Source organism: Pseudomonas sp. Sample_23 (genome assembly GCF_004307595.1).
GTDB classification, from domain to species: Bacteria; Pseudomonadota; Gammaproteobacteria; order Pseudomonadales; family Pseudomonadaceae; genus Aquipseudomonas; species Aquipseudomonas atacamensis.
Map to the genome: position 1 here is coordinate 1 of NZ_RCNX01000035.1, position 12,843 is coordinate 12,843.

Sequence of the window (12,843 nt, forward strand, 5' to 3'; positions counted from 1 at the left end):
TATCAATCGAAAGGGGCAGTTATCGCTTGAGGATAATCATAGAATCTCCCACATTTGGAATACATTGCCCTGTGGGAGCGAGCTTGCTCGCGAAGGGGCCGGCTAATTCGCCGAAAATCTCAGGCCTCCCAACATCCAGAAACAATTAAGCGACCCTCAGGCCGCTCCATAAACTGTTCCCGTTACGTTTACGTCACCGTGAGGCGTGGCATTTCTCCACGGCAAGGTGCCATCACGCTACTCCGCTACACACTTGCGGTGCGGCAATCGAGGCACCAAAAGAGTGCGGGCAATTACACGGCCGCCCTTTCCTGGATCAGAATCCACGGCGAAACCACCACGGCCCACAGCTGCGGATCACGTTCGAAAATATCCAGTGCCCGCGTTTCAGACAGCTTGGCGACCTTGTCGTCGGCCAGCCAGGCCGCGACTTTCTCGCCTTCATCCGAGGCCACGGCCTCGGCGGCGGCGATCAAATCCAGGTCAGGGTCGACCCACAATAGGGCACCCTTGGCGAAGAACGGCTCCAGCTCTTTCCAGGTAATAGATGCCGTTTCACCAAGCAGCTTGGCATAGAGGGTGCTAGGTTCTTGATTCATGGGAGCTGTCCGGAAAAGAAATCGACGCGAATGATAACGTCGGTGGTCCGGCAGAAAAACCCGGTTGCAAATCGCTGCACCGAACGAAAAGAGCAGGAACGCCAGGGAATGCTGCCTTTTGGGATATATGCCCCCGATTGCCCCGCCGCAATTCTGTCTCTTTCATTCAAAAATGCGACACCCCCAAGTTTTGCCCCGTGGCGCCCGCTTCCCAGTTGATCAAGCGGCGCTCTACACTGTACCGGTACAGTTGCCGGGGCATTTTCCGGAGGGTATCGCAAAGATATCTGACCCGGTTCTGCTGCTACGGCGCCAGAACTCTAAAAAATACAACAGTAAGAGTGGAGCACTATGACTAAGGCTACTAAGCAGATTTCCAAACTGTTTGCCGCTATGGTTCTGGCCGGGGTTGCCAGCCATTCGTTCGCAGCTGACACCATCAAAATCGGTATCGCCGGTCCTAAAACCGGTCCAGTAGCCCAGTACGGCGACATGCAGTTCAGTGGCGCGAAAATGGCCATCGAGCAGATCAACGCCAAGGGCGGCGTCGACGGCAAGAAACTCGAAGCCGTTGAATACGACGATGCCTGCGATCCAAAACAAGCGGTAGCGGTAGCGAACAAGGTCGTCAACGACGGCGTCAAGTTCGTGGTCGGTCACCTGTGCTCCAGCTCCACCCAGCCAGCTTCGGACATCTACGAAGACGAAGGCGTGATCATGATCACCCCGGCTGCCACCAGCCCGGACATCACCGCCCGTGGCTACAAAATGATCTTCCGCACCATCGGTCTCGACAGCGCCCAAGGCCCTGCCGCCGGCAACTACATCGCCGATCACGTGAAACCGAAAGTGGTTGGCGTGCTGCACGACAAACAGCAGTACGGTGAAGGCATCGCCACCGCCGTGAAATCGACCCTCGAGAAGAAAGGCACCAAGGTTGCCGTCTTCGAAGGCGTCAACGCCGGCGATAAAGACTTCTCCGCCATCATCGCCAAGCTCAAGCAAGCCGGCGTCGACTTCGTCTACTACGGCGGCTACCACCCGGAGCTGGGTCTGATTCTGCGTCAGGCTCAGGAAAAAGGCCTGAAAGCCCGCTTCATGGGTCCGGAAGGCGTGGGTAACGACTCGATCACCCAGATCGCCAAGGATGCGTCCGAAGGCCTGCTGGTGACCCTGCCGAAATCGTTCGACCAGGATCCGGCCAACGTTGCCCTGGCTGACGCGTTCAAAGCCAAGAAGGAAGATCCGAGCGGTCCGTTCGTGTTCCCGTCCTACTCGGCAGTGACCGTGATTGCCGAAGGCATCAAGGCGGCCAAGTCCGAAGACGCTACCAAAGTGGCTGAAGCCATCCACGCCGGTTCGTTCAAGACCCCGACCGGCGACCTGAGCTTCGACGACAAGGGCGACTTGAAGGACTTCAAATTTGTCGTGTACGAGTGGCACAACGGCAAACCTAAAACCGAAGTTTCGCCTCAGTAAGGCCTTGCCCGACTGACTGCCAATAAAGCCCACGGCGTGCCGTGGGCTTTGTTTTGCGAATGTATGGGCCGCGCTGGCGTGATCCGCCAGTCGGCCCACCTGAAAATCTCAAAACCGTCATCAGCGGTTCGCTGGCAAAACCCGGATTCGAAGTGGATAGAGATCCACGGGGCCGGGCGGGAAAATGACTCCACCAGTGAAATGCGTACAGGTTTTTAGGAGCGCTGTAATGCCTGACCTCTATCACTTCTTCCAACAGCTGGTTAACGGCCTCAACGTTGGCAGCATGTATGCCCTGATCGCCATCGGCTACACGATGGTCTACGGCATCATTGGAATGATCAACTTCGCCCACGGCGAGGTGTACATGATCGGTTCCTACGTGGCCTTCATCGCCATCGCCGGGCTGACCATGATGGGACTCGACAGTGTCCCGCTGTTGATGACCGCGGCGTTCATCGCCAGCATCGTCGTCACCAGTTCCTACGGTTACAGCATCGAACGGATCGCCTACCGCCCCCTGCGCGGCAGCAACCGTCTGATCCCGCTGATTTCTGCCATCGGTATGTCGATTTTCCTGCAGAACACCGTTCTGCTGGCGCAAGACTCCAAGGACAAAGCTATCCCCAACCTGATCCCGGGCAACTTCGCCTTCGGTCCGGGTGGCGCACAAGAAGTGCTGATTTCCTACATGCAGATCGTGGTGTTTGTGGTGACCCTGATCGCCATGCTCGGCCTGACCCTGTTCATCTCCCGTTCCCGTCTGGGCCGCGCCTGCCGCGCCTGTGCCGAGGACATCAAGATGGCCAACCTGCTCGGCATCAATACCAACAACATCATCGCCCTGACCTTCGTCATCGGTGCTGCGCTGGCCGCCGTTGCCGCAGTGCTGCTGAGCATGCAATACGGCGTGATCAACCCCAACGCTGGTTTCCTCGTCGGCCTCAAGGCCTTCACCGCTGCGGTACTGGGCGGCATCGGCAGCATCCCCGGGGCAATGCTCGGCGGCCTGGTGCTCGGTGTAGCGGAAGCGTTCGGTGCCGATATCTTCGGCGACCAGTACAAGGACGTCGTTGCGTTCGGCCTGCTGGTTCTGGTGCTGTTGTTCCGTCCGACCGGCATTCTGGGCCGTCCGGAGGTTGAGAAAGTATGACTAGGAATCTTAAACAGGCACTGTTCAGTGCCTTGCTGGTGTGGGCGGTGGCCTACCCGGTACTGGGTCTGAAACTGACCATCGTCGGCATCAATCTGGAAGTGCACAACACCAGCCCTGCGGTACTCGCGACCATCGCGATCTGCTCGGTGCTGATGTTCCTGCGCGTGCTGTTCAACCAGCAGATCAGCAAGGCCTGGCGCTCCTCGCCGGGCATGCCGTTGATCCCGGCCAAGGCCAGCAACTTCCTGACCCTGCCAACCACCCAGCGCTATTTCATCATTGCGCTGATTCTGATCGCCCTGGTCTGGCCGTTCTTCGGCTCCCGTGGCGCGGTGGATATCGCAACGCTGATCCTGATCTACGTGATGCTCGGCCTGGGCCTGAACATCGTCGTCGGTCTGGCCGGTCTGCTTGACCTGGGTTACGTCGGTTTCTACGCCGTCGGCGCCTACAGCTACGCGCTGCTGTCGCATTACTACGGCTTGAGCTTCTGGATCTGCCTGCCGATTGCCGGCCTGATGGCGGCGACGTTCGGCTTCCTGCTGGGCTTCCCGGTGTTGCGTCTGCGTGGCGACTATCTGGCGATCGTGACCTTGGGTTTCGGCGAAATCATCCGTCTGTTCCTGCGTAACCTGACCGACATCACCGGTGGCCCGAACGGCATCAGCAACATCGAAAAACCGACGTTCTTCGGCCTGACCTTCGAGCGTAAAGCCGCCGAAGGCCTGCAGACGTTCCACGAGTATTTCGGCCTGCAATACAACTCGATCAACAAGGTGATTTTCCTTTACCTGGTTGCGCTGTTGCTCGCACTGGCCGCGCTGTTCGTGATCAACCGTCTGCTGCGCATGCCGATCGGTCGCGCATGGGAAGCACTGCGTGAAGACGAAATCGCCTGCCGCGCGCTGGGCCTGAACCCGACCGTGATCAAGCTCTCCGCGTTCACCCTGGGCGCTGCGTTCGCCGGTTTCGCCGGCAGCTTCTTCGCTGCGCGTCAGGGTCTGGTGACGCCGGAGTCGTTCACCTTCATCGAGTCGGCGATCATCCTCGCCATCGTCGTGTTGGGCGGCATGGGCTCGCAATTGGGTGTGATTCTGGCGGCGATCGTGATGATCCTGTTGCCGGAAATGATGCGTGAGTTCAGCGAGTACCGCATGTTGATGTTCGGTGCGCTGATGGTGCTGATGATGATCTGGCGTCCACAAGGTCTGCTGCCGATGCAACGCCCACACATGGAGTTGCGCAAATGAGCCGCGAGATCCTTAAAGTCGAAAATCTGAGCATGCGCTTCGGCGGCTTGCTCGCGGTCAACGGCGTGGCGCTGACCGTCAAGGAAAAGCAGGTGGTTGCACTGATCGGCCCGAACGGCGCCGGCAAGACCACCGTGTTCAACTGCCTGACCGGCTTCTATCAGCCTACCGGCGGCAGCATCCTGCTCGACGGCGAGCCGATCCAGGGCCTGCCGGGCCACAAGATCGCCCTCAAAGGCGTGGTGCGGACCTTCCAGAACGTGCGTTTGTTCAAGGACATGACTGCGGTCGAGAACCTGTTGATCGCCCAGCACCGTCACTTGAACACCAACTTCCTGTCCGGCCTGTTCAAGACCCCGGCGTTCCGCAAAAGCGAGCGCGAGGCGATGGAATTTGCCGAGTACTGGCTGGAAAAGGTCAACCTCAAAGAGTTCGCCAACCGCACCGCCGGCACCCTCGCCTACGGCCAGCAACGGCGTCTGGAAATCGCCCGCTGCATGATGACCCGCCCGCGGATTCTCATGCTCGACGAACCGGCCGCCGGCCTGAACCCGAAGGAAACCGAAGACCTCAAGGCGTTGATCGGTGTGTTGCGCGAAGAGCACAACGTCACCGTGCTGCTGATCGAACACGACATGAAACTGGTCATGAGCATTTCCGATCACATCGTCGTGATCAATCAGGGCACGCCGCTGGCCGACGGCACGCCGGAACAGATCCGCGACAATCCTGAAGTGATCAAAGCCTACCTGGGGGAAGCGTAAATGCTGCAGTTCGAAAACGTTTCCACCTTCTACGGCAAGATCCAGGCCCTGCACAGCGTCAACGTCGAAGTCCGTCAGGGCGAGATCGTGACGCTGATCGGCGCCAACGGTGCCGGCAAATCCACGCTGCTGATGACGCTGTGCGGTTCGCCGCAGGCGCACAGCGGCAGCATCCGTTACATGGGTGAGGAACTGGTCGGACAGGACTCGTCGCAGATCATGCGCAAGAGCATCGCCGTGGTCCCGGAAGGGCGTCGGGTGTTCGCCCGTCTGACCGTGGAAGAAAACCTGTCGATGGGCGGTTTTTTCACCGACAAGGGCGACTATCAGGAACAGATGGACAAGGTTCTCGGACTTTTCCCACGCCTGAAAGAACGCTTCAACCAGCGCGGCGGCACCATGTCCGGCGGCGAACAGCAAATGCTCGCCATCGGCCGTGCGCTGATGAGCAAGCCCAAGCTGCTGCTGCTCGACGAGCCATCGCTGGGTCTGGCGCCGATCATCATCCAGCAGATCTTCGACATCATCGAACAGCTGCGCAAGGACGGTGTGACGGTGTTCCTGGTCGAGCAGAACGCCAACCAGGCGCTGAAAATCGCTGACCGCGCCTACGTTCTGGAGAACGGCCGCGTGGTCATGCAAGGCACCGGTGAAGCGCTGCTGACCGATCCGAAGGTACGCGAGGCGTACCTCGGCGGTTGAGTGTTATCGCTGCACAAAAAAACGGCCTTCGGGCCGTTTTTTGTTTCCTGAGCACCACCAAGGTAACCCTGTGGGAGCGAGCCTGCTCGCGAAGCGCTCTGTCATTCAACATTATGGGTGCCTGACACACCGCCTTCGCGAGCAGGCTCGCTCCCACAGGGATACAGCTGAATCCGAAATTTTTCATAAATTTCTCGCCCCGCCTGTAACGCATCCCCCCACCCGTTCTCTAGAGGGACAAGCAAGCGCAAACCGCTTGCAGAAACCCTGATAAAAAACTGGAGAAACATCATGACTGCGACTACCCGTACCCTGTCCGCTACCGCCCTGGTTCTGGCCCTCGGTTCCGCTCTGAGCATCGCCACTGTCTCCACCGCCCAGGCCGCCGATGCCAACATGGAAAAATGCTTCGGCGTGGCCATGAAGGGTAAGAACGATTGCGCCGCAGGTGCCGGGACTACCTGCGCCGGCACGGCGAAAATGGACTATCAGGCCAACGCCTGGAAGCTCGTTCCGAAAGGCACCTGCGCCACCACTGAAAGCAAAACCTCGCCGACCGGTTTCGGTCAGCTCGAAGCCTTCAAAGCCAAGTCCTGATCCACGGCCTGCCTGAGTGACGCCCATGTTCAGTCATCACGAACCGTCCCTGCCGCGCACTCAGGCAGCTCGCACCGAGCTCCCTGCCCGCGCCGGGCTGGGGCTCAAGACCGGGCACTTCCTCGAAGTGCTCGGCTCCGTACCGGACCTCGGTTTCTTCGAGGTCCACGCCGAAAACTACATGGTAGCCGGCGGCCCTTTTCATCATTTTCTCGGTCTGATTCGCCAACAGTACCCGCTGTCATTGCACGGCGTGGGCCTGTCGATCGGTGGCGAAGGCCCGCTGGACGGCCAGCACCTCAAACGCCTCGCCGAGCTGATCGAGCGCTATCAACCGCAAGCCTTTTCCGAACATCTGGCGTGGTCGAGCCACGGCCCGGTGTTCCTCAATGACCTGCTGCCACTGGCTTACGACACGCCGACACTGAACCGCGTCTGTGCGCACATCGACCAGGTGCAGAACACGCTGAAACGACCGATGCTGCTGGAGAACCCGGCGACCTATCTGGGATTTGAGCACTCGACGATCGACGAGGCCGAGTTCATCGGCGAAGTGATCCGCCGCAGCGGCTGCGGCTTGTTGCTCGACGTCAACAATGTCTACGTGTCGTGCATCAACCATCAGCGCGATCCTCTGGCCTACCTCGATGCGTTACCGCTGCACGCGGTCGGCGAGATTCATCTGGCCGGCTTCGCTGAAGATTGCGACAACCTCGGCGACCGCTTGCTGATCGACGATCACGGCGCGCCGATTGATCAGGCCGTCTGGGATCTGTACCGGCAAGTGCTGCAACGTATCGGCCCGGTGGCGACGCTGATCGAACGTGATAATCAGGTGCCGGCCTTTGACGTTTTGCTCGCCGAAGCGCAGCAAGCCGAGACGCTGTTGCGCCGCGCGCAGCGTGCGGCATGAGCACGCAAGCGGACTTCGCCGCCGCCCTGCTCAATGCGCAACTGCCGTATCCCAAGGGCCTGTGCAGCCGCAACGGCGCCGATCCGTCGCGACGTTTTGCGGTGTATCGCAACAACGTGCAGAGCTCGTTGATCAATGCCCTGGCCGACAGCTATCCGGTGGTGCTGCAATTGGTCGGCGAGGAGTTCTTCCGCGCCATGGCGGCGATTTTCGTCCAGAGTCAGCCGCCACAAAGTCCGTTGATGAGCCGCTATGGCGAAGACTTCGCCGACTTCATCGCAGAGTTTGAACCCATCGCCGGCGTGCCTTATGTGGCTGATGTTGCGCGGCTTGAGCATCTGCGCACTGTCGCCTACCACGCCGCTGATGCGCAGCCGATCCGGCCTGAACAAGTCAGTGCCGCGCTGGCCGATCCGCAGTCGCTGAGTGAACTGTGTTTCGAACTGCATCCCTCGCTGCACCTGCTCGACTCTGCTTTCGCGGTGGTGGCGATCTGGGCCGCGCATCAGCAGGAGCCAAGTCTGGCGGGCATTGGCCTCAATCAAGGCCAGCATGCCCTGGTGCTGCGCAATGGTCTCGACGTTGAGGTGTTCGCTCTTGAACCGGGTGCGAGCGTGTTCATTGGTCATCTGCTCCAGGGCTCGCCACTGCTCGCGGCGGCAGAAAACAGCCCGCCGTTCGATCTCGCCCAAACCCTCGCCTTACTGATTGCGCATAACGCGATCACCCAGCTGAATTACAAGGAGTTGCCATGAACGCTTTGGTCTTGCGCGTCATCGCGCTGTTGGAAAAAATCCCGCACAGCCTGATTGCCCTCATCGGGCGTTTTTCCATCGCTGCGGTGTTCTGGAAATCCGGGCAAACCAAGGTCGAAGGACTGGCCGTCGATTTGATTGACGGCACTTTTGAACTGGGCTGGCCACGTTTGGCCGATTCGACGATTCCGTTGTTTCAGAGCGAGTACAACCTGCCGCTGCTGTCGCCGGAAATTGCCGCGCATCTGGCGGCTTTTGCCGAGCATGTGTTTCCGCTGTTGATTCTGCTCGGCTTCGCCACACGGTTTTCGGCGCTGGCGCTGCTCGGCATGACCCTGACCATTCAACTGTTCGTCTACCCGGATGCCTACCCGACCCATGGCACTTGGGCGGCGGTGTTGCTGTATCTGATGGCGACCGGGCCGGGCAAATTGTCGATCGACCAACTGATTGCCCGCCGTTTCCAAGGCTGACCTGAAACTGTTCGATGTCAGGACTGGAGTCGATCCAGCGCCTCGCCACTGCGCTTGAACCAGCCCATCAGATAATCCGCGAGCACCTGCGTGCGTTTCGGCAATCCACCCTGATACGGGTGCACCAGATACATCGGCATGCGTCGGGTCTGGTAATCGCGCAGCAGCCAGCGCAAGCGGCCGTCCGCCAGTTCCGCTTGCAGCAGATACGACGGCAAACGGGCGATGCCGGCGCCGGACAGCGCTGCTTTCTTCAACAGGCTGTAGTGATTGCTGGCAAACGGACCCGAAACCCGCACCCGCAACAACTCGTGCTGCTGGTGATACAGCCATTCTTCGCGGCCGCTGTAATGGCTGTTGAGCAGGCAACGATGCTCGACCAAGGCATGCGGCGTCGCCGGCTCGCCGAAGCGCTCAAGGTAGGCCGGGCTGGCGCAGGTCATTTCGTGCCACGCCAACAGCGGCTTGGCCACCAGCCGATCGTCATTGGCCACTTCGGCGCGAATCGCCAGATCAAAGCCATCGCGGGCCAGATCGCGATAGCTGTTGTCCAGCTCCAGCTCAATCTGCACCTCGGGGTATTGCCCGGAAAACTCCAGCAACAAGCCATCGAAGAAGGTCTCGCCGAGCGACACCGGAACCGTCATGCGCACGGGACCGGCCATGTCGTCCTTCAAACGCGCCAACGCCTGCCGTGCGCGTTCGACCTGAACCACCAGCGCCTGAGCCTGCGGCAGCAGCGCCGCCCCCGCCGCCGTCAGGCTCAAGCGTCGGGTCGTGCGTTGCAGCAGCACCACACTGAATTGCGCTTCGAGCTGGCTGATGCGCTTGGAGAGTTGGCCCTTGCTGCAGCCCAACTGCTGCGCGGCCAGGGTAAAACTGCCGGCCTCGATCAGCACAGCGAACGCGGCGAGATCATCCATTTCGCTCATGGATTGTTTCCAATTGAAAACCAAAGGTTGCCTATTAGTGCGCTTATCCGCTGAAAAAACCACCCTAGACTGAAACCTCATTCACACACATGGGGTACAGCACGATGAAAATTCTGTTGATAGGCGCCGGCGGCACCATCGGCTCAGCGGTGGACAAAGAATTGTCGCAACGCCACGAGGTCATTCGTATCGGCCGCAACAGCGGTGACTTGCAAGTGGATATCAGCGACAGCGCCTCGATCCGCAAGCTGTTCGAACAGACCGGCAAGTTCGATGCGCTGATCTGCGCGGCGGGCAACGTGACTTTTGCAGCGCTGGACGAGATGACTGAGGACAGCTTCGCCCTCGGCCTGAAAGACAAGCTGATGGGCCAGGTCAACCTGCTGCTGATCGGCCGCGAGTACGCCAATGACGGCGCCTCGTTCACCTTCACCACCGGCGTGCTCAGCCACGACCCGATTCGCAGCGGCGCCTCGGCAGCGCTGGTCAACGGCGCCCTCGACAGCTTCGTCCGCGCCGCCGCCATCGAACTGCCGCGTGGCCTGCGGGTGAACTCGGTGAGCCCGACCGTGCTGACCGAAGCCCTGGGCAAATACGCGCCCTACTTTCGCGGCTTCAAGCCGGTTCCTGCAGCGGAAGTGGCATTGGCCTACGCGAAAAGTGTCGAAGGCCTGCAAACCGGTCAGACGTTTCACGTGGGTTAAGGCCCTTGTGATGAACGGTCAGGCTGCGTAACGTGGCGACACTTGTCTGGAGAGCCAAAGATGCGTGTTGCCCGTTCGTTCGTCCTCGTTGCCCTGCTGCCGATGTTTGCCGCCTGCCAGTTGTTCGACGGCCAGCGTGAAAGTGTGTCCCATGCCGGGCAGACGCGAATGCAGGGGCAACTGACCGCCGCCGACGGCAAACTGGTGTTCCAGCCGTGCCAGGAGCAGCGGCAACTGGTGGTCAACGACATCGGCGGCACCAGCGTCCTGCAAGAGGCCGCTACACTCGCCGACGAACAGGGCAAGCTGTTTGCCGATGTGCGCGGCAAGGTCTCCGGCGACCGTCTCGACCTCGGCCAGTTGTATCGCGTCGAGCGCTCGGGCACGGCCTGCGACGATCCGAATTTCAAACTGCTGATCCTGCGCGCCGCCGGCCATGGCCCGGAATGGAACGTCAAAGTCAGCGGCAAAGGCATGGTCATCGAGCGCGACGGCCAGGCTCCACTGGCGGTGCCGTATGTGGAAGAGCAACTGGGCGACGGCCGCTTCAATCTCAGCAGCGAAGCCAACAACCAGCGCATCGAACTGTGGGTCGCGCCACAGCGCTGCGTCGACAGCAGCACCGGCAGCGTGCAGCACATGAGCGCCGAGTTGCGCATCGACGGTCAGGTGCAGCGCGGCTGCGGCTATTTCGGCGGCGCACGCAACGACTGATCGTTTTTCCCCCACGGATCCGCTCGCGGCGGCTTATAATCGCCGCCTTTAAACGCCCTGGCGCAGTTGTGCGCCCCGCGAATCCGGATCCCCGCCATGTTACGAATCACTGAACTCAAGCTGCCAATCGACCATCCCGAAGAAGACCTGCGCACCGCCATCGTGCAACGCCTGGGCATCGCCAGTGATGATCTGCTCGATTTCACCTTGTTCAAGCGCAGCTATGACGCGCGCAAAAAGTCCTCCGAACTGTGCTTCATCTACACCATCGACCTCAACGTACGCGACGAGGCCAGAGTGTTGAGCAAGTTCGCCGACGACCGTAACGTCAACGTGGCGCCGGATGTCAGCTACAAATTCGTCGGCCAGGCACCGAGCGATCTCGGCCAGCGGCCGATCGTCGTCGGTTTCGGCCCGTGCGGCATCTTCGCCGGCCTGCTGCTGGCGCAGATGGGCTTCAAACCGATCATTCTCGAACGCGGCACCGAAGTCCGCCAGCGCACCAAGGACACCTGGGGCCTGTGGCGCAAAAGCGTGCTCAATCCCGAGTCCAACGTACAGTTTGGCGAAGGCGGCGCGGGCACGTTCTCCGACGGCAAGCTGTACAGCCAGATCAAGGACCCGAAATTCCTCGGCCGCAAAGTCCTGCACGAGTTCGTCAAGGCCGGTGCGCCGGAAGAAATCCTCTACGTCAGCAAGCCGCACATCGGTACGTTCCGCCTGACCGGTATGGTCGAAAACATGCGCGAGCAGATCCGCGAACTGGGCGGTGAAGTGCGCTTCCAGGAGCGCGTCAGCGACGTGCTGATCGAAGATGGCCAACTGGTCGGCGTGCAACTGGCCAGCGGCGAAACCCTGCATTCGAAGCATGTGGTTCTGGCCCTCGGCCACAGTGCCCGCGACACCTTCCGCATGCTCCACAGCCGTGGCGTGTTCATGGAAGCCAAGCCATTCTCGGTGGGTTTCCGCATCGAACATCCGCAGTCGCTGATCGACCGCGCGCGCCTGGGCAAATACGCTGGCCACCCGAAACTTGGCGCTGCCGATTACAAACTGGTGCACCACGCCAAGAACGGGCGTTCGGTCTACAGCTTCTGCATGTGCCCGGGCGGCACCGTGGTCGCGGCCACCTCCGAGCCCAATCGCGTGGTCACCAACGGCATGAGCCAGTACTCGCGTAACGAGCGTAATGCCAACTCCGGCATCGTCGTCGGCATCACCCCGGAAGTCGATTATCCGGGCGGCCCGCTCGCCGGTATCGAGTTGCAGGAGCGCCTGGAATCCCACGCGTTCATCCTTGGCGGCAGCGACTACAAGGCCCCGGCGCAACTGGTTGGCGACTTCATCAACGGCAAGCCGTCGACCGAACTGGGCGAGGTCGAGCCATCGTACAAGCCGGGCGTGGCGCTGGGCGATCTGGCGCTGGCGCTGCCGGACTTTGCCATTGAGGCGATCCGCGAAGCCTTGCCGGCGTTCGAGAAGCAGATTCGCGGTTATTCGCTGCACGACGCCGTGCTGACCGGGATCGAGACGCGCACTTCATCGCCGCTGCGCATCACCCGCAACGAGTCGCTGCAGAGCATGAACGTCAAAGGCCTGTTCCCGGCCGGTGAAGGCGCGGGCTATGCCGGCGGGATTCTCTCGGCGGGTGTCGACGGGATTCGCATTGCCGAGGCAGTGGCTCGCGATATCCTCGGCCTGGAAGCCTGATCCGCATAAGCTGACACAACACAAACCCTGTGGGAGCGAGCTTGCTCGCGAAGTCGCTATTTCAGTCAATGATGATGTTGAATGAGATGACGCCT

General features: G+C 60.5%; 14 protein-coding genes. 12 read left to right on the forward strand and 2 right to left on the reverse strand.

Annotated features, from left to right (window positions below; genetic code table 11):
- Positions 1–293: 293 nt before the first annotated feature.
- On the reverse strand, positions 294–599 hold the full coding sequence (locus D8U82_RS07980; RefSeq protein ID WP_016771353.1) for a DUF2288 domain-containing protein: 306 nt from the start codon (positions 597–599) through the stop codon (positions 294–296).
- Positions 600–950: 351 nt separating this feature from the next.
- Here D8U82_RS07980 and D8U82_RS07985 point away from each other — a divergent pair, with 351 nt between their 5' ends.
- The 9 genes from D8U82_RS07985 to D8U82_RS08025 all read left to right on the forward strand — a co-directional run bounded on the left by D8U82_RS07985 (position 951) and on the right by D8U82_RS08025 (position 8,688).
- Complete coding sequence (locus tag D8U82_RS07985; protein ID WP_016771354.1) at positions 951–2,078, forward strand: branched-chain amino acid ABC transporter substrate-binding protein; 1,128 nt, start codon at positions 951–953, stop codon at positions 2,076–2,078.
- A gap of 229 nt (positions 2,079–2,307) precedes the next feature.
- Positions 2,308–3,231 carry a high-affinity branched-chain amino acid ABC transporter permease LivH gene (gene livH / locus D8U82_RS07990; RefSeq protein WP_016771355.1) on the forward strand — a complete coding sequence of 308 codons (924 nt, stop codon included), beginning with the start codon at positions 2,308–2,310 and terminating at the stop codon, positions 3,229–3,231.
- Complete coding sequence (locus tag D8U82_RS07995; protein WP_016771356.1) at positions 3,228–4,484, forward strand: high-affinity branched-chain amino acid ABC transporter permease LivM; 1,257 nt, start codon at positions 3,228–3,230, stop codon at positions 4,482–4,484. Before livH ends, D8U82_RS07995 begins: the two co-directional genes overlap by 4 nt.
- Entirely contained in the window at positions 4,481–5,248 is a 768-nt protein-coding gene (livG, locus tag D8U82_RS08000; protein ID WP_016771357.1) for a high-affinity branched-chain amino acid ABC transporter ATP-binding protein LivG, read from the forward strand. Before D8U82_RS07995 ends, livG begins: the two co-directional genes overlap by 4 nt.
- On the forward strand, positions 5,249–5,950 hold the full coding sequence (locus D8U82_RS08005; protein ID WP_003222380.1) for an ABC transporter ATP-binding protein: 702 nt from the start codon (positions 5,249–5,251) through the stop codon (positions 5,948–5,950).
- A 291-nt stretch (positions 5,951–6,241) separates the two neighbouring features.
- Positions 6,242–6,547, forward strand: a complete 306-nt coding sequence (locus D8U82_RS08010) for a DUF2282 domain-containing protein (RefSeq protein WP_016771358.1) — start codon at positions 6,242–6,244, stop codon at positions 6,545–6,547.
- 25 nt (positions 6,548–6,572) lie between these two features.
- Positions 6,573–7,460, forward strand: a complete 888-nt coding sequence (locus D8U82_RS08015; protein WP_130901999.1) for a DUF692 domain-containing protein — start codon at positions 6,573–6,575, stop codon at positions 7,458–7,460.
- Positions 7,457–8,215, forward strand: coding sequence for a DNA-binding domain-containing protein (locus D8U82_RS08020; protein WP_130902000.1), 759 nt, complete (start codon positions 7,457–7,459; stop codon positions 8,213–8,215). Before D8U82_RS08015 ends, D8U82_RS08020 begins: the two co-directional genes overlap by 4 nt.
- Positions 8,212–8,688: a DoxX family protein gene (locus D8U82_RS08025; protein WP_130902001.1), complete on the forward strand. Its 477-nt coding sequence runs from the start codon at positions 8,212–8,214 to the stop codon at positions 8,686–8,688. The genes D8U82_RS08020 and D8U82_RS08025 overlap by 4 nt, the downstream gene beginning before the upstream one ends.
- Before the next feature lie 17 nt (positions 8,689–8,705).
- Here D8U82_RS08025 and D8U82_RS08030 read toward each other — a convergent pair whose 3' ends face one another.
- Complete coding sequence (locus tag D8U82_RS08030; protein WP_130902002.1) at positions 8,706–9,620, reverse strand: LysR family transcriptional regulator; 915 nt, start codon at positions 9,618–9,620, stop codon at positions 8,706–8,708.
- Positions 9,621–9,724: 104 nt separating this feature from the next.
- On the opposite strand from D8U82_RS08030, the gene D8U82_RS08035 reads away from it, so the two are divergent.
- The 3 genes from D8U82_RS08035 (at position 9,725) to D8U82_RS08045 (ending at position 12,748) form a co-directional block, all read left to right on the forward strand.
- Positions 9,725–10,324: a short chain dehydrogenase gene (locus D8U82_RS08035; protein WP_130902003.1), complete on the forward strand. Its 600-nt coding sequence runs from the start codon at positions 9,725–9,727 to the stop codon at positions 10,322–10,324.
- Between the two features lie 60 nt (positions 10,325–10,384).
- Positions 10,385–11,038: a hypothetical protein gene (locus tag D8U82_RS08040; protein ID WP_130902004.1), complete on the forward strand. Its 654-nt coding sequence runs from the start codon at positions 10,385–10,387 to the stop codon at positions 11,036–11,038.
- Between the two features lie 96 nt (positions 11,039–11,134).
- Complete coding sequence (locus tag D8U82_RS08045; RefSeq protein ID WP_130902005.1) at positions 11,135–12,748, forward strand: NAD(P)/FAD-dependent oxidoreductase; 1,614 nt, start codon at positions 11,135–11,137, stop codon at positions 12,746–12,748.
- Positions 12,749–12,843 lie beyond the last annotated feature (95 nt).